Origin of the sequence: Enterobacter sp. Crenshaw, from assembly GCF_024734705.1 — a bacterium.
Lineage (GTDB): Bacteria > Pseudomonadota > Gammaproteobacteria > Enterobacterales > Enterobacteriaceae > Enterobacter > Enterobacter asburiae_B.
The window spans coordinates 3,809,930-3,831,309 of the sequence record NZ_CP102932.1 but is presented as its reverse complement, the minus strand read 5'-3'; the positions used below and the strand labels follow the sequence as shown (position 1 = coordinate 3,831,309).

Annotated in this window: 17 protein-coding genes and 1 tRNA gene; 9 read left to right on the top strand and 9 right to left on the bottom strand. The window is 51.7% G+C overall.

Going from position 1 to position 21,380, the window contains the following annotated elements; translation table 11 throughout:
- Positions 1-7 precede the first annotated feature (7 nt).
- Entirely contained in the window at positions 8-1,525 is a 1,518-nt protein-coding gene (gene lysS, locus NWV12_RS18140; RefSeq protein WP_048977204.1) for a lysine--tRNA ligase, read from the top strand.
- Positions 1,526-1,563: 38 nt separating this feature from the next.
- Here lysS and idi read toward each other — a convergent pair whose 3' ends face one another.
- Positions 1,564-2,106 carry an isopentenyl-diphosphate Delta-isomerase gene (gene idi, locus NWV12_RS18135; RefSeq protein WP_048980553.1) on the bottom strand — a complete coding sequence of 181 codons (543 nt, stop codon included), beginning with the start codon at positions 2,104-2,106 and terminating at the stop codon, positions 1,564-1,566.
- 181 nt (positions 2,107-2,287) lie between these two features.
- Here idi and actS point away from each other — a divergent pair, with 181 nt between their 5' ends.
- From actS to NWV12_RS18120, 3 genes are all read left to right on the top strand, one after another.
- Positions 2,288-3,013 (top strand): amidase activator ActS, encoded by a 726-nt coding sequence (gene actS, locus NWV12_RS18130; protein WP_101744677.1) that lies wholly within the window; start codon positions 2,288-2,290, stop codon positions 3,011-3,013.
- A gap of 80 nt (positions 3,014-3,093) precedes the next feature.
- Positions 3,094-3,167: transfer RNA gene (locus tag NWV12_RS18125), tRNA-Gly, on the top strand.
- Positions 3,168-3,330: 163 nt separating this feature from the next.
- Positions 3,331-4,527: an integrase arm-type DNA-binding domain-containing protein gene (locus tag NWV12_RS18120; protein WP_101744676.1), complete on the top strand. Its 1,197-nt coding sequence runs from the start codon at positions 3,331-3,333 to the stop codon at positions 4,525-4,527.
- 148 nt (positions 4,528-4,675) lie between these two features.
- On the opposite strand, the gene NWV12_RS18115 is transcribed toward NWV12_RS18120, so the two are convergent.
- A complete protein-coding gene (locus NWV12_RS18115; protein ID WP_101744675.1) occupies positions 4,676-4,996 on the bottom strand; it encodes a hypothetical protein in 321 nt (106 codons plus the stop codon).
- A 537-nt stretch (positions 4,997-5,533) separates the two neighbouring features.
- Here NWV12_RS18115 and NWV12_RS18110 point away from each other — a divergent pair.
- Positions 5,534-6,079: a hypothetical protein gene (locus NWV12_RS18110; RefSeq protein ID WP_233788479.1), complete on the top strand. Its 546-nt coding sequence runs from the start codon at positions 5,534-5,536 to the stop codon at positions 6,077-6,079.
- A 578-nt stretch (positions 6,080-6,657) separates the two neighbouring features.
- On the opposite strand, the gene NWV12_RS18105 is transcribed toward NWV12_RS18110, so the two are convergent.
- From NWV12_RS18105 to NWV12_RS18085, 5 genes are all read right to left on the bottom strand, one after another.
- On the bottom strand, positions 6,658-9,462 hold the full coding sequence (locus tag NWV12_RS18105) for a TrlF family AAA-like ATPase (protein WP_101744674.1): 2,805 nt from the start codon (positions 9,460-9,462) through the stop codon (positions 6,658-6,660).
- A gap of 724 nt (positions 9,463-10,186) precedes the next feature.
- Positions 10,187-10,471 (bottom strand): korC, encoded by a 285-nt coding sequence (locus NWV12_RS18100; protein WP_101744672.1) that lies wholly within the window; start codon positions 10,469-10,471, stop codon positions 10,187-10,189.
- Positions 10,472-10,490: 19 nt separating this feature from the next.
- Positions 10,491-11,624, bottom strand: coding sequence for a DUF3800 domain-containing protein (locus tag NWV12_RS18095; RefSeq protein ID WP_101744671.1), 1,134 nt, complete (start codon positions 11,622-11,624; stop codon positions 10,491-10,493).
- A 50-nt stretch (positions 11,625-11,674) separates the two neighbouring features.
- Positions 11,675-12,433: a DUF4145 domain-containing protein gene (locus NWV12_RS18090; RefSeq protein ID WP_233788478.1), complete on the bottom strand. Its 759-nt coding sequence runs from the start codon at positions 12,431-12,433 to the stop codon at positions 11,675-11,677.
- Between the two features lie 142 nt (positions 12,434-12,575).
- On the bottom strand, positions 12,576-13,181 hold the full coding sequence (locus NWV12_RS18085; protein ID WP_101744669.1) for a GNAT family N-acetyltransferase: 606 nt from the start codon (positions 13,179-13,181) through the stop codon (positions 12,576-12,578).
- Between the two features lie 760 nt (positions 13,182-13,941).
- On the opposite strand from NWV12_RS18085, the gene NWV12_RS18080 reads away from it, so the two are divergent.
- Positions 13,942-15,585, top strand: coding sequence for an acetolactate synthase large subunit (locus NWV12_RS18080; protein WP_101744668.1), 1,644 nt, complete (start codon positions 13,942-13,944; stop codon positions 15,583-15,585).
- A gap of 235 nt (positions 15,586-15,820) precedes the next feature.
- Here NWV12_RS18080 and NWV12_RS18075 read toward each other — a convergent pair whose 3' ends face one another.
- The gene (locus tag NWV12_RS18075) at positions 15,821-17,833 is read right to left on the bottom strand and encodes a pyridoxamine 5'-phosphate oxidase family protein (RefSeq protein ID WP_101744667.1); all 2,013 of its coding nucleotides are present in this window, start codon (positions 17,831-17,833) and stop codon (positions 15,821-15,823) included.
- Positions 17,834-18,142: 309 nt separating this feature from the next.
- Positions 18,143-18,535, bottom strand: a complete 393-nt coding sequence (locus NWV12_RS18070; RefSeq protein WP_032650478.1) for a VOC family protein — start codon at positions 18,533-18,535, stop codon at positions 18,143-18,145.
- 436 nt (positions 18,536-18,971) lie between these two features.
- Here NWV12_RS18070 and NWV12_RS18065 point away from each other — a divergent pair, with 436 nt between their 5' ends.
- The 3 genes from NWV12_RS18065 (at position 18,972) to NWV12_RS18055 (ending at position 21,189) form a co-directional block, all read left to right on the top strand.
- Complete coding sequence (locus NWV12_RS18065) at positions 18,972-19,547, top strand: ABATE domain-containing protein (RefSeq protein WP_101744666.1); 576 nt, start codon at positions 18,972-18,974, stop codon at positions 19,545-19,547.
- A 539-nt stretch (positions 19,548-20,086) separates the two neighbouring features.
- Positions 20,087-20,662 carry a TetR/AcrR family transcriptional regulator gene (locus NWV12_RS18060; protein WP_032650475.1) on the top strand — a complete coding sequence of 192 codons (576 nt, stop codon included), beginning with the start codon at positions 20,087-20,089 and terminating at the stop codon, positions 20,660-20,662.
- Between the two features lie 50 nt (positions 20,663-20,712).
- On the top strand, positions 20,713-21,189 hold the full coding sequence (locus NWV12_RS18055) for a DUF1348 family protein (protein ID WP_068795336.1): 477 nt from the start codon (positions 20,713-20,715) through the stop codon (positions 21,187-21,189).
- Positions 21,190-21,380 lie beyond the last annotated feature (191 nt).

Sequence of the window (21,380 nt, the reverse complement as noted above, 5' to 3'; positions counted from 1 at the left end):
AACCAACATGTCTGAACAACAAGCACAGGGCGCTGACGCGGTAGTCGATCTTAACAACGAACTGAAAACCCGCCGCGAGAAGCTGGCAGCGCTGCGCGAGCAGGGCGTGCCGTTCCCGAACGATTTTCGTCGTGACCATACCTCAGACCAACTGCACGCTGACTTCGACGCTAAAGAGAACGAAGAGCTGGAAGCGCTGAACGTTGAAGTGGCCGTAGCAGGCCGCATGATGACCCGTCGTATCATGGGTAAAGCCTCCTTCGTGACCTTGCAGGACGTTGGCGGCCGTATTCAGCTGTACGTTTCCCGTGACGACCTGCCGGAAGGCATCTACAACGAGCAGTTCAAAAAGTGGGACCTGGGCGATATCCTGGGCGCGAAAGGTAAACTGTTCAAAACCAAAACCGGTGAACTGTCTATCCACTGCACCGAGCTGCGTCTGCTGACCAAAGCCCTGCGCCCGCTGCCGGACAAATTCCACGGCCTGCAGGATCAGGAAGCGCGCTATCGTCAGCGCTACCTGGATCTCATCTCTAACGATGACTCCCGCAAGACCTTCAAAATTCGCTCCCAGATCATGGCCGGTATCCGCCAGTTCATGGTCAACCGCGACTTTATGGAAGTGGAAACCCCAATGATGCAGGTGATCCCGGGCGGCGCGTCTGCGCGTCCGTTCATCACCCATCACAACGCCCTGGACCTGGACATGTACCTGCGTATCGCGCCGGAACTGTACCTGAAGCGTCTGGTGGTCGGTGGTTTCGACCGCGTGTTCGAAATCAACCGTAACTTCCGTAACGAAGGTATTTCCGTTCGTCATAACCCAGAGTTCACCATGATGGAACTCTATATGGCGTATGCGGATTACAAAGATCTGATCGAGCTGACCGAATCCCTGTTCCGCACCCTGGCGCAGGACATTCTGGGCACCACCGAAGTGCCTTACGGTGAAGAGGTCTTCGACTTCGGCAAGCCGTTCGAAAAACTGACCATGCGCGAAGCGATCAAGAAATACCGTCCGGAAACTAACATGGCGGATCTGGATAACTTCGACTCTGCGAAAGCGATCGCCGAAAGCATCGGTATCAAGGTTGAGAAGAGCTGGGGTCTGGGCCGTATCGTGACTGAGATCTTCGAAGAAGTGGCCGAAGCGCACCTGATTCAGCCGACCTTCATCACCGAATACCCGGCTGAAGTCTCTCCGCTGGCGCGTCGTAATGACGAGAACCCGGAAATCACCGATCGCTTCGAATTCTTCATCGGCGGCCGTGAAATCGGCAACGGCTTTAGCGAGCTGAACGATGCGGAAGACCAGGCTCAGCGCTTCCAGGATCAGGTTGACGCGAAAGCGGCAGGCGACGACGAAGCGATGTTCTTCGACGAAGACTACGTGACCGCGCTGGAGCACGGTCTGCCGCCAACGGCGGGCCTGGGGATTGGTATCGACCGTATGGTCATGCTGTTCACCAACAGCCACACCATCCGCGACGTGATCCTGTTCCCGGCGATGCGCCCGGTGAAATAAGGCGTTAAGATGTAAAAAAAGCCCCGAAAGGGGCTTTTTTATTGCGCCGCGAAGGCTTTGAGTTTTTCGCGGGCGGTTATCGCTTCCATGACCATCCACGGGCTAAAGGCCCAGGGCGTCGCGTCCAGCGCGCGGAATAACGCGTCCAGCTCAACCCACTGATAGTCCATCACTTCATCTTCGTTTATCGTCACGTCATTGGTGATGCGGGCCGCGAATACCGGGCAAATTTCGTTTTCCACAATCCCCGACGGGTCGGTTTCCCGATAGCGAAATTCAGGGGCGACGGCGGTGATATCGGTCAGCTCAGCGCCCACTTCAAAGCGGCAGCGGCGGATTATCGCCTGTATCGTCTCTTCGCCGGACTGCGGGTGGCCGCAGACGGAGTTGGTCCAGACGCCGGGCCAGGCTTTTTTGGTTAAGGCGCGCCGGGTGATCAGACATTCGCCGTTTGCGTTAAAAAGCCAGGAAGAGAAAGCCAGATGCAGCGGGGTATGTAAGGTGTGCGCGGCATATTTTTCCTGAGTGCCAATCACCATTCCCTGGTCGTTTACCAAAATAACGTGTTCTTGAATACTCATTGATGCTCCAGTGCCAAAATGCCGAGTGGTTCAGCACCATCAGCCGGATCATTATACTGCATTCTTATACGAACGGTTTGGCGTGTAGAGCGGAAAAGGGCATGACCCATATTCGTTTTGGCTGTTATCATAGTGCGCCATTCACGCTGACCGAGGATCTGTTTTGTTTGCAGGAAGCCTGATGAGAAACCCCATCACCGCCATTTTTTGCCTGACGCTGACGCTATTGCTGGCGGGCTGCTCAGGGAGCAAATCTTCGGATATGGGCAGCTATTCCGGTTCGGTCTATACCGTTAAGCGCGGGGATACGTTGTACCGGATTTCGCGCGCAACGGGAACCAGCGTGAAGGATCTGGCGCGGCTGAATAATCTCTCTCCGCCCTACACCATCGAGGTGGGGCAGCAGCTGAAGGTTAGCGGCGGATCGTCCTCGGGCAAAAAATCCTCTTCGAAAGGCAAAACCGCCAAAGTGACGCCGTCCTATCAGGTGCCGCAATCGTCATGGCCGCCGGTTGGACAGCGCTGCTGGATTTGGCCTGCCAGCGGTAAAGTGGTCGCCCCTTACTCACTTTCTGAAGGTGGCAACAAGGGTATTGATATCGCCGCTGCGCGCGGTACGCCGGTTTATGCCTCCGGGGCAGGGAAGGTGGTGTACGTGGGTAACCAGCTGCGCGGCTACGGTAACCTGATCATGATTAAGCATGGCGAAGACTACATCACGGCCTATGCGCACAACGACACGATGCTGGTCAACAACGGGCAGAACGTCAAAGCCGGGCAGAAGATTGCCACCATGGGCAGCACCGGCACGGACGCGGTGAAGCTGCACTTCCAGATTCGCTATAAGGCGACGGCCATCGACCCGCAGCGTTATCTGCCTGCGCCCGGCAGCAAACCGAAGTGCTAAGTGATTATTTTATCGCCGGTTAGTTGTTAAGAGGCTTGTATGAAGGTGCGTAAGGTCTATAATGCCATACGCACCTCAAAGCGGGCGTAGTTCAATGGTAGAACGAGAGCTTCCCAAGCTCTATACGAGGGTTCGATTCCCTTCGCCCGCTCCAAACTCAAGTCTCCAGAAGTCTACCAAACTCAATTTTCCCTTGATAATTCAGCAGTTATAGCATTCTATTAGTCTATTGAACTCAATTGTACTCCCCCAGGGTCAAGCTCAATGTGGGGGTATGGATGGGGGTATAATTGTACCCCTGCTGAGAGGTACCCCCAATGAAGCTGACTGCTCGTCAGGTTGAAACTGCAAAACCCAAAGAGAAGCCCTACAAACTCGCTGATGGTGGTGGTCTTTACCTTCTGGTTAATCCCAACGGTAAAAGATACTGGCGTCTCAAATACCGTTCACTAGGTAAAGAGAAGCTGCTAGCTATTGGCGTTTACCCCGATGTTTCTTTAGCTGAAGCCAGAAGTAAGCGTGAGGATGCAAAAAGGACATTAGCGGCTGGCAACGATCCTTCTCTTGAACGGAAAATTGAGAAACTTAGTCGTCTACAAGACGCAGAAAACTCGTTTGAGGCTATCACGCGTGAGTGGTACCAGCGTCGCTATGACCGCTGGTCTGTCTCTTACCGTGAAGAGATGCTGAGAACCTTTGAAAAGGATGTATTTCCTTATATCGGCCACCGACCAATCAAAGATATCAAACCGATGGAGTTGCTTGCTGTTCTTTCAAAAATTGAAGCGCGAGGGGCAACTGAAAAGGTCCGCAAGGTTCGCCAACGTTGTGGTGAGGTCTGGAAGTATGCCGTTGTGACTGGCAGGGCTGAGTACAATCCTGCACCAGATCTAGCCAGCGCTGTGATTCCTCATGAGAAAGAGCACTATGCTTTTTTAACTCAAGATGAATTGCCAGAGTTTCTTCGGACTCTGAATACTTATGCCGGTAGTGTGCTCGTTAAGGTTGCGATGCAATTGCTCATTTTAACAGGAGTTAGGCCTGGGGAGTTGAGGCAAGCGGAGTGGCAGGAGTTTGATTTTGAGCGGAAGGTTTGGAATATACCAGCGGAACGCATGAAAATGCGACGGCCTCATCTGGTTCCATTATCAAGCCAGGCAATTGACCTGCTCAATCAGCTTAAACCCATGACGGGTGTAGGAGCGTTATTGTTTCCAGGGCGTAATGATCCTAAGAAACCAATGAGTGATATGGCGTTGACTGTGTTGGTCAGGCGTATCGGTTATGCAGGACGTGTTACAGGGCATGGATTTCGTCACACGATGAGTACTATCTTGCATGAGAAGGGATTTAACTCGGCATGGATTGAGCTACAACTGGCCCACGTCGATAAGAACTCAATTCGCGGGACGTATAACCATGCTCAATATCTGGAAGGTAGAAGAGATATGATGCAGTGGTATGCGGATTATCTAAGTCAACTTGGAAAGTCGAAACTAATACTTACCTATTAATAATAATCATTAATGACGGAATTGTTCTTTTAAGGAAAAGGGAAAATTACCAGTAGAGCGCTTCCTCATGGAAGTGCTCCACATCGAAATTTCTCTTTAATTTTTTGTTTCCGATGTTAAATCCCGCCAGTCATATACTTGTCTGGGGTTAGCGACACCAGTCTGGTCGTGGGGGCATTTTTGAATAATTCGCACGATCCTCCATCCCGAGCGTTATGATTGCATGACTAAAACCCTGTGAAAGATCGTAGTCGCTTGCATCAGTTGGCAGAAACGAATGATTACCGATCGTTGAAAGAGGGTCCTGCCATCCGGCATATCCATCGGTGAACCAGCGCCATGCCAGCTCATTTCCCTGCGCGTCCAGTAACTGAACCATTTCTTTGCCGTAGCTATTCGCGGCCTCGTTGACCCAGACACGGTCAATGTCCCTACTAATTAAATTTCGAATTACCTGGTCAATACCCATTTGCATCTCGATTCAAATAGTCAACAAGAGTAATTATGACACGCAGCATGCTCAGCTGAGCACAACCCTGTGTCTGTCACGCGGATGATTTTCCGACGCAGTCATCATTTTCAGGATGATAATAAGCAGCCATATAACCATGCCGTTAAATTACCGGATGGCCGTTTCGATGTGAGTCGACTTTTTGCGATATCGCGACTTTCCGGAAGTGTACCACGGTAAGGAAATAATCATATCGCTGTTTTGCGGTGTATGGGGGCTGGTCAAGGGGCACGGAATAAACACAATATATGGATGATAAAGTAGCTGCCGGAGTAACACATGTTGTGTTTCTGCGCCGCTGAGCGCCGGTGCGGTTCCGGAAGATCCAGAACCACCAGAAATCGGATCTGAACGAGAGAAAGAAAATTAAGGTAATAAAAAACTTGCAATGGTAATACAACAGGTTCAAAGCATCCTTATCCTGACGTGGTGGGATAATCGCTGCGTTAAGATCTTTTTTGTTATTTTACTTAAAACGTCAAAGAGGTATTCATTATGGATGTTCAAGACTCATCTGAACAAACGGCATCCCTGAGCACGGTGTCGGTCTCGCTCAAGGGCATTCCGACCGACCAAGGCCTCGCACTGAAAGAAGTGGCAAAGGCGCGTGATATTAACCAGTCCGCACTGCTGCGTGAGATGGTCAGAGCCAGCATGGGTAGTATCATCCACGTCTTCTGTCTCAAGAGCCCGCTTGTAGCGTCCCTGGATCAGGATATTGCCCAGTATAACGCTAGCCATCTTCTGCCGGCCCGGAACTGTGCTCCCCCGGCACCGCAGTTTGAGGCGGCCTACCGAGATCTGCTTGGTATCAGGACGGAAGATGACCTGACCCGTATTCTGCTGCGCAATGCACAGTACCTCGGCATGCGGTGCAGCCAGGTGTTGCCGTGGGGCCAGCAGTTCTACGGTGGCGCTGCGCTTTACTTTGCCCTGTTCAGTGAAGCCGCAAGCCGTGATGAACAGACGATCGAGGCCTTCTGGGCCAGTATCGGACGCTTCTGGGGAGCCTCGTATAGTCGACAGGATTTCTATCAGTAAATTAACCAGCTGCGTGCTGTGATGGGGTATTAGCCAGCCGACGGACTCAGTGAAGCTCATGCGGTTGGGCTTTACAGCCGTGTCGCGGTGTTTCAGGATGAAAGCGGGCAGCAGGGACTTAGCCAGGTGCTGCTCACACGCGCATCAAGAACACGCGAGCCCTGCCTACAGGTGCGTTCGATCAGTTTGAACTGCCGAACTGTAATAGTCACATTCTGACACCTGACCCTGGGTTCGGCGTACCATTTGTTGGCCAGTTTTAATTCCTGTCAACGGGCTTCCGTTTCCGAGAAGAATCCTGTTCTCTGCACTGCTATACCGTAGAGGACGTACGAATCGGAGCCACCCAGACACTTACGGAAGTGGCCGAAGCGCTCGTCAATAATGTTGATGCCCCATTCCGAGCCTATGCATCAACCATTCCGGTCCATTCACGCTAGTTGTCATGACCCGGATCTCGCGGGCTTGCGAGATCCGGGCTTACAGATAATGAGGTCGTCATTATCTGTCCGGCTTGCCGGAACCAACTACTCTGGTTATCTCTCCGGTAACTGATTACTTAAATGCGCCGTTTCAGTCTACAAGCCATACTTGCGCTCCCTTTCCTTAAAGGCTTGGATCCCTCCTTCCAGAATTTCGCAAACGTGCTCCCTGATGCCCCGGGTGTGCAGACGACCAGAATCGTCCTGCGAGGTGAACGAGCATTCTAGTGAGCCAGTATAATATTCAAACCGGAACTCACTGTTCTCAATGCCCGAACGTTGGCCACTCTGATTAGAAACAATCACGCATTCGGCATCTGTTCCAACAACGAGGTTAGCATTGTGCGTCACCATGATGATCTGCCGGTCTGCCTTTCGCTGCCTCACGAAATCATTGAGCTGGGAATAAATTGTCCGGTTATCGAGATTGTCTTCAGGTTGATCAATAAGGATAGGGTGCCGTGAATTGCTCAGGTGCAGGATCAGGTTGAGCAGTACAAGACCCCGCTTGCCCGGCGACATCTGCACAATATCATCTCCCCGGTAACGCACAGAAAAATCAATCAAGTAGCAATCATCATAGAGGTAATTCAAAATATCAGAATCCTCAATACCCTTACGAAGAGCAGGTGCTATGCCCCCGTTTCGGTACCGTTCATAGATGCTAGCTATCGTGTCCGCATGTCGGTCGGCGGAAAATGCGTAGCCGCCTTTTGGGCTAGTTAGGTCGCCGAGCAGAAGGTTTATGTTTCCTCTTCGATCAAAGCAGCCAGTGAAGCGATCAAACTTCTCAGCATTGAAGGATATGCGAGCGGTCACGCTAATTTCGCCTTCTGGGTGATATTCAGGCTTGCTGAGCTCGTTCACGTAAGCCTGGTAAAGGCTAGTCAGGCGCGCATACTCTGTATGGAGCTGACTTTTAGTTTCATTGCCTTCCTGTAAAATGGACTTTCGTCGTTCAGACAACTGCTGTAGCTGTCTAAGCTTTTCGTTTTCCTTCTCCAGCGCAGCCGTGGCCGCTTTGAGCGTTTCCTGATCGGTAATTTTTACCGACAAAGGAAGCAGCGTTTCCTGTCTGGCTGCATTTTCGGTGTCTATCCGCCTTAGCTTGGCAGGGATGCTGTCAAAACGGGCCTCGTGAAGACAAATGAAGTCATTGACGGCTGCTGCAAGGCTGGCCTCCAACTGACGGAGGCTTTTCTCCAGAAATGAGGAATTATCAGGCAGCGGAGAGTCCAGCCTGAGTTGATCGGTAAGGCTTTGTATTGAGCTACCGGCATATCGCTCAAGGCTTTCTTTCAGGCTGCTACTGGCACCGGTGAGATCATCTATCGCGCGCCGACGGGAGTGAAGGCTGTCCGTGCGCTGTCTTAGCGCTAAATACTGTTTTTCTTCGTCCGGCGTAAACGATGCCTGCTTCCTTAGTTGGGCTATCCTCTCTTCCTGCCGACGGATTTCATCGCTTACCGCCTTTTCCGTGCCATATTTCTCCATTTCCTTACCGCATTCGCTATATTTTTTGCGCAACTCGGTAAGATAATCAATTCTGGTTTTTATGGCCCGTATAGACGCTTCCCTTTGTGCCGCATTTTCCACGGCGAAAACTTTGAAACTATTATTCTGATAAAGGATCTCCTCGACCAGTTGATTAAGCTGGAGCTGCCCGCTGCGTTCAGCAAGATGATTAATATACAACTGCGGAATATAGGTTACAGGCCGGGTCTCGTCATCATGCAGTGAACTTACTTCCCCGTTTCCCCACGTGACATCAACATCGAGACTGTTAAGGTCGTCATAGACTGCCTGTCCTGAAATTTTCATTTTCTCGCTTACCTCACTGGCGTTGATAGCACACGCCATGTGGTAAAGCAGCAGAGATTTTCCTGAAGACTTCCCGCCGATGATCGCATTCAGGTCGGGACTGAAATGGACAGGCTGGTCTGAAAAGAGTGCTTGACCACTGCGGTCAGTGAAGCGGACGTGTTTAATATACTGATATGGTGTTTTTGTATGGGGGGAAGTTTTCTGGATCCTGACGCGTGTGTGATCGTAAAGCACCTGTTTTAATCCCGCAAAAGTAGGATCGGCTTTAATCCAGCAAAAACGGTCTTGATCGGGACGGAAAATTTTTGTCAGCCCATGTGCATCCGAGCCGTGAAAACAGGGGAGTAGCTTGCCGTATTTACGGATGACCTCAGCCCTGCTGTCGCTGCCACGGCCCTGAAAATACTCACAATCCTGCGGGTTACCTGAAAAAATCGCATCCACCAGGCGGTAAATGTTCTGCCGGACAGCAAGAAGACCGTTGTCACGTAGCCCTGAGATTCCGTCCCCTGAGCTGTTAGATGCGATGATGATTGCATTGTCCCGCAGCCAGGTTTCCCCCCTAAGCCAGTCCTCAAAGGTGTCAAAAGAGGGCTTGAACTGATTAATGCCGTCACGCAGATTTCTTTCGGGAGAGGACAGCCCTGCCACCGCAATCCCCAGCTCAGTTAGTTGCTGATCGCTGCAGGAGTAATTCTGCTCGTCGTAACGAAAATGAAGCCGGCCCAGGGCATGTTTAATTTTGTCAATGTGACCAACATCTTCCGGATTAATAATTAGATGAATATTCACACCTTTATCTTTCTGCGTCTCTGGCGTGATGCGAAATTCTATATTAGGAAAAACGGCCTCAATATTGGCTATCCGTCCCTGAGCACGATATGCGAGCAACCTCTCATACCCTGTAATGGTGCAGTAATCGGTCGCGCCAATGACAGCGATCTCGTCGCCAAATGCTTCAATTGCAGAAAGATAAGCATCCCAGTCATTCCCGTACTGATTTTCAAGTGATGACTGAGGGGTATGCACGTGCAGATCCCATTTACGCCAGTCTGAGCCATTCGGGAATCGCTTCACTGTGATCTCCTTTTAAAGTATCTATCAGAAATGGAACTCTGCGGTTACGCAACCCGTCAGTACAGACCATAACCTAATAGTTAGCACGAGCCTTTACAAGCACCTATGCGTGATCACATAGGTCATGATTCTCAAAATACGAATGCGGCCTATCAGATGTTTTCACCATTTCGGTGTAGATGACAGATGATGCCAAAACTGATGTCACAGAGACGGTTCCCCCTATTGAATAAATTTCTTACCAGCTAAAGCCTCGTTAATTTCTCCAAATCGGTTACCACAAGAGATCCGGAATAATCAGAAATCGGATCTCAGGAATGGAAGAGAAGGATTGTTGCAGTTTAAGCAAAAAATAGTGAGTTGTTGTGATTAGGGGATTATTGACTAAGGGGCAAAATTTACGGATTACTGAGCTTGATAGAGCAACAAAGAGGGAAGGGAAACTTTTTTCAGTTCTTTTTCATCAGCCGGCCTTAAAGGCCGCTTCGGATTTCCTAAATACAGTTTTACATAAGGAACATCGTATGACTGTATTTCTCATTTTCACCGCCATCGCATATGGCATCTTCAAAACCGGCTGCTTCATCCTTTTAGTGGTCAAGGGGTATCAGGGCTGGACATTATTCTGGAAAAACTATGACCGTCTCCCTCATATCATCCGTTCCCGCTGCCGATACCAGAGACGATTCACTCTCCGACGTATCTGGAAACGTGTCAGAACTGGCTAAGCCGGTTCATCCAGCAGCATTCCCAGCCCGGCCAGCCAGCACAGGCAGCACCAGGTGGTGAACACCATACTGGTCTCGCCGGATTTCCATTTGCGGATGGTGCGTTCGTCCACATCCAGTCGGTTCGCCAGCTGCACGTCGGTCAGGGGGATCTGCGCCCTGACCACGCTGACTTCACTGGCTGAAGGTGCCATCCAGCTCTCGCCCGAGCACAGTGTTTCAGGGTTAAATTTCTCGAGTGCTATCAGCACCTGAACCTGACGGGCATTTTCTGCCTTCATATGCGTTTAACCTTTCTGATCAGGATTGCGACAGACTTTGTACACGATGGGCAAGACGGCGCGTTTCTTCCACGGCCCTGAGTTCATTCGCTTTTTCCATCATTTCTGCAGTTGGTTCAGGGAGTTTTTCAAAAAATTCCTTAAACCGTTTCGCGACAGACTGCAGAGAAACACTGTCAGTTCTCGCCGTTTTAAGATTGGTGTAGATAAGGCGGGAAAGGGGCCTAGTCAGCTCCTTCTGCTCCATGTACCGTTTGAAGATCCAGAGATAAATATCAACTAGCTCCAGCCCGGCACTCATCGTTCCCGACTGGAAGACAAGCGGTTTTGCTGGCATGTTCTTCATATCCATGACGGGTAAACCCGGCCCCAGAGCCCACGGCTGTTCGCGGATCTGGTAGTAAAACTCGTTCAACTCCCGCTGAGTGGTGTTGAACTGCGACTGCTGATCAACAATGATATCTGCTTTCCGGTTTGGTGCCCCCAGACGGGAGCAGATCCCGTGCAAAACGGACTGAAAACCGATCATGTTGGGCATGATCTGCAGCTTTTCCTTGTTGGTTTTGCAGTTGTACCCAAGCTCATCGAAGTTGACCATCGCCCAGGACAGAGCATCGGTAATGAGTTCAACTGAACGGGCATCACTCAGAATGTGAACGCGCTGAAGCAGCTCACCACAAACCTCACTGAATAAGGAGGAAGAACGTTCATCATGTGCCTCAAGACGGGCACGCCACGCTTTTTCAGCCAGCTCATCATCAAACAGATTCGACAGATTCAGCAGTAGGGGGTAGCGCAGGGGGGTCCAGTATGCAGACCAGGGAACGGCTGGATTCATTCCCTGATCGAATACCTGGTCGAAGAACGAAATAATGGCATGATCGCGCTTTACTACCTGCCAGATGTCAAACCGTATCCGGTGCTTTTTCTGCAGAACCAGCAGCGTATCCACAAGGTCAGAAAGGCGGTGCAAGCCCAGTTCCGCAGCGTGCAGGCGCTCCACGCCAAGCGTTTTGCGTAATACGGCAAGATCCGCTTCAGCAACCTTATCCAGATTAGCATCAGACGACAGCACTCCGTAGGATAGAACTGGCTGGGTTTTGTCAAAAAGGTTTCGGCCAGTCTGGCCTGTTTCATCTACATAAAAGTGCATTCAGATATCCTTTTTAAGGCTGAGTACGCTACCGCGGTACGATGGCCTGGCTATTGTTGGGGACCAAACATACGGGTCATGCGCGCGATCAACACTGCCAGTGACTCTTTAGATCCTACATAAATTTTATCAAGCACGGACTCAATAATCTGGTATGCATCTTCAATGTCCTTGCTGCTCACCCGGTCCAATTCGTGACTGCCGGCATTACCCAGCCATTTGAGCGCCATCAGGGCATCCATGTGTTCTGCATATTCAGCTTCATTCCGCAACTTTTCGAGCCGTTTGTGTAATGTTGTACCCGAGATCTTAAGTGCATCCATCAGTGCTTCCAGGGTAATTCGTAATGCTGTTGCTGCTGAGCCTGGTGCGCTGATAAACAGCGAAAAAGACTGTCTTAGTGGCAGAGCGACCTCTTCAGGACACTCCGCAGGAATAGCAAATGCCGGCAACGCAGGTATAAAACTGGCCGCCCGGTAAATAATATTCCCGGTAATATCCTTTTCAGCAGTGCGAACCCGGTCGCTATCAGGAAGAAAGCCAGTTCCGGTCACTGCCACAAGTGCCGGACAGCGGGTCCGCTCACAGAACAACAGACAGACGAACACAAATTCCATATCAGGCAGACCCGATTCGGGTGTAACCCAGACTTTACTGGATTCTGCAGTCTGACCGACACAAAAGCTTCCTTCTTTGATGGCCAGCGTATTCCCGCCACAGACTGGGCATATCCAGTCCGGACAGCGGGATTCTCGGAAAGGGGTCAGAAGTGACGGATTCATTATGGTTTTTTCAGTTCCATTTAACATGTACGACTTAAGTCTGTTTACTGAACAGACTTCACTATCACAATTCGATAACTTAAAAGTGAGGTTATTTTATAATAAATCAATGAATTACTTTCAGCAAAAAGGCCACGCTCAAATCCCCGGCCATTTACGGGGATAAGGCTCATTTTTTGGCTGATGCTATGGCCTGTATGATATTATCAATGTCGCTATCATTAAGCATGAAGATGGGCAGGCCATTAGCCTCACCACTGTTATAAGTGCTCATTATGCAAAGACCTTCATACATTCCGCGAGTTTTCGTGAAACCAGCGTCTGTTGGCGTAGTGAAATTTCCTTTAAAGTGCATACCGGCAGATTCGTAAAAAGGAACTAGATCAGACGAGCAAATCAAACCTACTTCATTTGGAAGCGCAAGAATTCCGGCGAGCATCTGGCTGCCAATTCCATTTCCACGATATTGCTCAAAAACATGAATTTTATGGCAATACAACGAATAATTTGCCGATGGATGCCCAAATATCAAGGAGTAACCAAATAAGCTTCCTTCATCAGTGGCTCCCATGATGCGTAAATGTCCGACACGATAACACTCTTCAAATACACCAATGATATAACTTCGAGCGGCTAGTATTTCTTCCTCGTTAGCAAACATCATAATCCCCATCAGGGCTGGAGTACCGACCAGATCCTGAAGAATCCCATTAGCTTCATTTTCAAAGATTAAGGGTAAGTGCGGTGCAATCTCATTTGCTGCGGTATCAGTCATAAAAAGGTTCCTTTGCATTTTTTTAAAGCCTAATGGTAGCAGTGAAACAAATAAAAATATGGGTACAGAACAAACATTTTACCTGTTAGGAAATGATTTTTGTTATGGCTCAGTTGTTCGATTAAACAAAATAAAAGGAAAACTGCATATAACGTGGGAGTACACCCTATTCCCATAGGTAAGCCGTCTCTAGTCATGCCGTTCAATCTTTTCAGTTCACCTAACTGCACCTTTTATCACGTTCAGCGCCCGTCAACCACGCTGACAAACCCTTTGAAGCTGTTGGACTTCCGTTTCAGCTAGAAATCGGATCGCCGGAGCGAAAGATATAAAGAAGTGCACTAAACGTAATTAATAACGTTTTTTATTGCAACATGCGCATTTGTGCTGAAAAACCAAAATTCAAGACTAAATGAGACTGTTACAGCAACAAAGAGGAAAGGGATGCTTTTCAAGTGTTTTGTCGATCACTTTCTGAGGCCCCGAATCGCCAACGATTTTACATGCACTGCAGGGTGATTTATAGAGTCAGCCTCGGGCGGACGAAGCAGCCCCGTAGTGGCTTTTTCCATTCTCATGGTTCAGTAAAAATATTGACTAGGTAGAACGATCGTTCTACTCTTGATCTAAGGTGTAGACAGACTGTTCTACATAAAACCCATGTTACAGGTTATGCCCGATACACGAGAAAAGATATCGGCAGACTGGCGCGATGCAGCCTGAATGTCGTTCCTGACAACTGACTCCGAGGTTAAACAAGATGGCTAAGGCCTCCGATATTGTTGTGCGGTGCCTGGAAAGCGAAGGCGTTGAGTATGTGTTCGGCATTCCCGGTGAGGAAAACCTCAGCTTGCTGGAATCTCTTCGTAAGTCGCAGATCAGGCTGGTGCTGACCCGTCATGAGCAGTCCGCCGGTTTCATGGCGGCCACCTACGGCCGCCTGACCGGCAGGGCAGGAGTGAGCTTGTCCACTCTTGGCCCTGGCGCCACCAACTTGGCTACTGCGGGCGCTTACGCGTATCTGGGTGGCATGCCGATGCTTATGATCACCGGTCAGAAACCGATCAAAAAATCCAGGCAGAGTCGCTTTCAGATTATCGACGTATGCGGCATGATGGCCCCCATCACCAAATACACTCACCAGTTTGCTTCGGCAGACAATATCCCTTCACGCATGCGTGAAGCATTCCGCCTGGCTGAAGAAGAAAAACCGGGTGCCGTTCACCTGGAGCTGCCGGAGGACATTGCCTCCGAGCAGACCGACAGCATACCAATCCCGCGCAGCCTCAACCGCTGGCCACTGGCTGAACATTCCGCTATTGACGCGGCCGTAGCGAAGCTGCGGAAGGCCCGCAGCCCAATCTTGGTGATCGGTGCGGGGGCCAGCCGCAAAATGCCTGCAAGGGCCCTGAAGAAGCTGATCGATAAAACCGGCATCCCGTTCGTTACCACGCAACTCGGCAAGGGGGTCGTGGACGAGCGTCACCCGCGCTTCGTGGGGAACGCTGCACTGTCCACCGGTGACTTTGTCCACCGGGCCTTCGAATCTGCTGACCTGATCGTCAATGTCGGTCATGACCTGAGCGAGAAACCACCGTTTCTGATGGTTCGCGGCAGTACCGAAGTCATTCATATCGACTACCGGTCCGCCGAAGCCGATGCCCTGTATTTTCCGCAGCTCGAAGTGACCGGTGATATCGCTGATGCTGTGTGGAGGATCGGCGATGGATTGAACAACACTGTACAGTGGGATTTCACCCGCCTTCTGGCGATTCGGGAGGCTAATGAGGCGCAGATTGCCGAAGGCGCAGATGATGACCGCTATCCGGTGTACCCACAACGTCTGGTGGCGGACATTCGTCGTGCAATGCCGTCTGAAGGCATCGTGGCACTGGACAACGGTATTTATAAGATCTGGTTTGCCCGCAACTACAAGGCGCACAAACCGAATACAGTTCTGCTCGACAATGCCCTGGCGACCATGGGAGCTGGCCTGCCGTCAGCAATGGCCGCGCATCTGGTTTATCCGGATCGGCCGGTGATTGCCGTGTGTGGCGATGGCGGCTTCATGATGAACAGCCAGGAGCTTGAAACCGCCCTGCGGTTAGGCATGCACATAACCGTCGTCATACTGCGTGACGACGGTTATGGCATGATCCGCTGCAAGCAAACCAGAATGGGGTACACCGAATTTGGTGTGGGCTACGGCAACCCGGACTTTGTGAAATATGCAGAAGCGTACGGCGCCAGTGGTTACCGTGTTGAAAGCGCCGGAGCCTTGCTCCCCCTGCTGGAACGCTGCATTAAGACCCCAGGCGTTCACGTAATCGACTGCCCGGTCGACTACGGCGAGAACGATCGGATCCTTAATGATGAATTGCGCGCGAGGTCGCTGGCCGTCTGAGGGGATGCAAAGCCGCCGGATTACAGAGCCTGTTGGGTCAAATCCGGCCGCCGGCGTGCTGTCGCTTTTGGTTCAGGGTGTGAAAAAACGTGGCCGACTACTGGCAACGAGCAGGCCGGCCCGCGTCCTGTGCAGATACCACACAAAACGGACAGAGGAAGACTGCCACCGCCTGAGCGAGTCAGGCGGGGCTGCCCGACTCGCTCAAAACCCGTCCCCGAAAAACCGGAACCGTTCACAGTTCTATTTCTACGTGCCCTTCCGCAGGAACAGCACAGCAAACCAGCACCTCGCCGTCGGCGGGAGCGATCGCCGGCTGGCGTGGATAGTGCACGCTTCCGGAAACCAGCCGGGCGGCGCACGAGCCACATTTGCCTGAGCGGCAGTTGTAGCTGGGCCTGAGACCCGCAGCCTCAGCAACGTCCAGAAGAGTCCCGCTCTGACTCGTCCATTCGGCGTTGACTTCCGATGAGGTAAAAGTGATTTGTGCACTCTCAGGGAGTACTGCAGCCGGGAATACCTCCCCGGGGTCACCGAGTTCGCCGGCACCGAAGAACTCATGGTGGATATGTGAAGGGGCCACGCCAATTTCCCGTAATCCCGCATAAAGCGATCGCATGAAACTTTCCGGCCCGCACAAGTAAAACTGATAGCCGCCAAAGGGTAGCAGCCTGCTGAGAGCATCCACACTGAGCCGCACCTCAGTGTCGTGTGTATCCCCCAGTTTGTCCTCCGGGCTGGGAGCACTGTATGCCGTGAAGAGGCGAAGCCAGTCGTATCTTTGGGCCATGGCCCTGAGCTCGCGACGAAACGCCTGACTGGCGCTGTTCTGTGTCGCATGAACGAAGTAAACCATGCGACGGGATGCCCCTTTTTCAAGGGCCAGTATCTGCGCATCAAGCATGGCCATCATGGGTGTTATACCCACGCCCCCGGAAAGCATGACGATCGGCTGGGTACTGTCATCCAGCACGAAGCTGCCCGCAGGTGACCCTACCTCGATGACGTCCCCGGCTTCACAATGGTCGTGCAGCAGCCGGGACGCCACCCCGTATTCTTCCCGCTTGACCGAGAGGCGATAGTTCTGCCCGTTTGGTCCCTGCGAAATTGTGTAACTACGCTGAATTACCTCACCATTGCTTCGAAGCCGTACCGGCAGGAACTGTCCCGCCTGATGCATTTCAACCGAACCACCATCTGCAGGTGTAAGGTAGAAAGAGGTGATGTTATCGCTCTCTTTAATCTTCGACGCTACCCGGAAGCGCCTGTAGCCACCCGTTTTGAGTGCAGTCAGACGCGCATCGTTCCAGGTGCCCGTGGCAACAAGTCCGGGCCACGGCTCGGATTCGGGCCCGATAACCGGCACCACGGCACTGGCATGCCAGATTTCTTCCGGTACCACGTCTACGATGCGCTCGGCACCCTCAAACGACCCGATACGGTCGGGGTCCCAGTCGACGGAACCGCGCCCCGTGAGCACCACTGCCTCACCAGTTTCAAAATCCGGAACGAACAGGCCGACCCGGCCGTCGCTCTCGATGTTGCCCAGCGTGTTGAAAAAGCGATTGCCGGAGAAATCGGGAAAGGAGAGCGTGCCGTCCCCGTTGATACCGAGAAATCCCGGACGCCCGCCCCGGTGCGAGGCATCGACACCGGCGCTTCCACCATCCAGTGAACCAGCCGCACGGGAGGCGATAAAGAAAGTGTCAGCGGCCTCAATAATCCGACGAACTTCCGGATCGGTCAGGCTGCCGCGCCGGCGACTCACAGCTCCCGGCTCGTCCTTGCCAAGAGGCAGCTGCCGAGCCTGAATATACTGCGGACAGTTTCCGAAGCTCTGATCGACCCCGATGGTCATTACACCTGCTGAGGCATGCTGTATCCGGCCATTCACTCGATTGCGGCGTCTGCTTAACAGGTCAATCCCGAGCGCACCAACGCTGGCGCCGGGGGACAGATCCAGGTCGAGTTCACGTGAAAGAACGGGGTTCCGGTGGATCTCTAGTGTGTCCGGTGTGGGGGAAACCAGAAAACCTGGTGACCCGAGGGCCGGAACGCACCACGGCCGGCCGTCTGAATCGAGCAGTCCCAGAATCAGCATCTGGAGATTTTCAAAGAAGTTGCGATGTTGCAGAGGCATCTCGGTGCGTACAAAACCTTCCACCTGCTTAAGCCATTCCTCTGGCACTTCGGCACGTGCCTGTACTGCACGTTCACCGTCATGAAAGACACTGCGTGTCTGCTGCATGGGGCACCTCCTGGGATCGTTTACCGTTGCTGTAAGGCCAGAACCCGCTTCGACGAAGCGAAATAATCACTGGCACCTGAAGCGAGAAAATTGCCTTCACTGTAGGCGTAAAAAGCCTGTCAAATGCCCCACGGATCCCATGCCACATCATTCTAAATGTATGGCTCATGCAGAGGAGCAGCCCGGCCCCCCGTCCTGCGGTGAGCAATCCGGCTAACAGGACGGCAATCGCACAGGCAACAGCCGCCAGGGACATTACCCTGATATAGCATCACGGTAATGTCCCTGGCACAGGGCATCAGAAGCTAGTTAACCCGGGTAATAGAATTCAACCCGTATGCCGCTCGGTTCGTAGCACATCATGTGCATAGACGGCCCCTCGCGGAGCAGGGTGGGCTCAAATTCAATTTCAACCTGATTTGCCTTCAACACTTCAAGGATCTGGTAAAGGCCCTCTTTAGTCTCCACCTGCAAAGCCAGGTGATGGAGTCCGACATTGTTTTTACGATTGAACTGAATGGGTTCTTCTGTTTGCGTTTTCCAGAGTGTGAGCATCACAGCACCGTCTTTCACGAAGATGGCCGGGTAATCGTCGCGTCGTTTGACTTCCTGCCAGCCCAGTAAATCAGTGAAGAACGCTGCGCTCTCTTCAAGATTTGATACGGCTAAACCAACATGTTGTACACCATGAGTCAATGGCATTGTTCCTGTCCTCTTGTTAATGGATCTGTTTAGGCCCGATCGTCAACCGGCAAGCGCGCCTGTGGTATGTGAAATTTCTGTTTAGCTTCGAACAGCCGTGCCTTTCATCGGGAAAACAGTGGCTACCCATTTCTTTAAGCGAGCCTATTCGCCATTACTGCCCGCCCGGCTCCGGGCTGCTGAATGCCTGAAGTGGATCAACCCGACTGACGGACGTGGCGGTCAAGAAATTCCCGGACGGCCTCGCGGTAAAAAATATTAACGTTACCTGCCCGCCTGTCGCGGTAGTGCATCTACGCCGTTGCGTTATCTGCTATCGATAATCCCGAATGTGAAGGCGACATAGCAATTATCGAGTAACCATTAAAGTGCTTAATTGAAGGTTACACACAATTCTGGTAACCTGTCAAAATTATTTAATGGGTTACAGGTGCGTATGGAAATCAAAAATCTTTCTTCCCCGCCTCTCTTCCTGGCCGATAATCTCGCGCTGGACTTCATCAACAGTGAATACGGGACGGGCGAAAACCGGCATGATTGCTTCGATGACGCCCGGAGCGTTATCGATTGGCTGCAAAGGGTGGACCTTGTGCCGAAAGGAACTATGGCTCCGCGTGGGCTACTCGAGGAGGCTCGCCAGCTGCGGGGTGCAGCCCGCGCGGTCGTGCATGCTGCCATGAAGACCAGTGAATCAGACCTGACGGTGATTAACCGAATTCTCGAGACAGGGCGCCCTGAAACGCGGCTGAAATGGGATCAGGATACACAACGCTATCGTGTGGATGTTTATTCAGATGCTGGCAGCCCGGCAGACCTCCTCTGGCCCATAGCCGATGCGCTTGTGAAGCTGGTCACGGATGAAAAGTTCAAATATGTGCGGCAGTGTGAAGCCCATAACTGCATTTTACTCTTTCACGATCTGAGTAAATCCCATCGCCGGCGCTGGTGCAGCATGGCCACCTGCGGCAATCGCATGAAAGTGGCCGCATTCCGAAACAGGAAAGCTTCATAGCAACTCAGGCCGCACCTCTGAAAGTGCGGCTTCAGGACATGCAGGTAACAACATCAGTGTCCTGGTCTACGGACACATTATTCTCCAAGAAATGAATGTAACGTGAACTGGATTATCCTGAATAACAAACGCTATGTAATAAACCTGATGCCCTTAAATGGCGGGTACAGGTTGGCGGTAGCCGGTGAGCGCACGAGTATTTCTCTCGACAGCGCTCAGATGGAACGAACTATCAGGAAGCATCTGGGTTTATCAGGTAAGAACCATAGTACAGAGTTAACCAGCAGCGCAGCTTGAAGCTGCCTTGTTGTATATACCCCGCCCAATCCGGGCCCTCATTCCGGATACTCTTTCCCCGTCAACAATTTCTTTTCAAAAAAACAGCTGATCGCAAAAATAAATTTATTGGCAATTTAATGATTTATAAGACTTATTTAACCACTATTTCACCCGTAAAAAAATAATCAAAAATTAGTGCTTGACCAGGTAGAACGATCGTTCTACCTTTAGGGCATGAACGAGAGGTTAGCGAGAAGATCATGAACAAGAAGCCAACGGATACCCGGGAAAAAATCCTCACTACCGCTGAACAACTGATCTATCAGAACGGCATCCACGCCATGGGCATGGACCTTCTGGTGAAGACCTCAGGCGTCGCAAGAAAGAGTATTTATCGCCATTTCTCGAACAAGGAGGATGTGGCATCGGCCGCGCTGAATGGGCGCGACGAACGCTGGATGCAGTGGTTCAGAACCGAGTCTGATAAAGGTGAAACGCCTCAGGATCGCATTCTCAACATGTTCACTGTTCTGAAAAGCTGGTTCGAGTCCGAAGGCTTCCGTGGCTGCGCCTTTATCAACACAGCCGGGGAAGTGGGGGATCCGGATGACCCCGTGCGCCTGATAGCGAAAGTGCATAAGCAGAAGCTGCTGGATTATGCGCTCGAGCTCAGTGGGCAACTGAACACCGGACACGCTGAGGAACTGGCCAGGCAGCTGCTGATTCTGATGGAGGGGGCTATCACCGTAACATACGTGATGGGCGACCGGGATGCCGCTGACAACGCACGGGACGTTGCGAAAGTTTTGCTGGAACGGGTCTCAGCCGGGACCTGAGTGAAGAGTATTGCTATTAACTACAAACCGGAATTAACAGGAGTTTTACCATGACTAATACACAAGTTCGTCCGCCGCTTCCGCCATTTACACTGGAAACGGCTATCGAGAAAGTTCGCCTGGCTGAAGATGGCTGGAACAGTCGCGACGCTGCAAAAGTCGCACTGGCTTACTCACTGGACACCAAATGGCGTAACCGTGCGGAGTTCGCGAATAATCGTGATGAAGCCGAAGCGTTCCTCGCCCGTAAGTGGAAAAAAGAGCACGAGTACCGCCTCATTAAGGAACTGTGGGCGTTTACCGGGAACCGCATCGCCGTCCGTTACGCATACGAGTGGCATGATGACTCGGGTAACTGGTTCCGCTCTTACGGCAATGAAAACTGGGAATTTGAGGCCGATGGCCTGATGAAGCGCCGCTTCGCGTGCATCAATGACATGCCTATCCAGGAAAGCGAGCGCAAGTTCTTCTGGCCGCTGGGACGCCGTCCTGACGATCATCCGGGCCTGTCTGACCTGGGTCTGTAAGTTATTCAGCTATCCCGCGTAAGGCCCGCGACCACTGTCCTGGTCGGGCTTTTCTCAACCGGTCGATGTAAAAATGCGAGCTGGTTGAGGCGGGGGCTCTTAAATTTTTCTCAGTGCGTGGTATTCAGAAACAGGTAAAGCCTATGTGTTTTGCTCATTTAAATAGCGCGCTATTTTATAGTAAACAATAT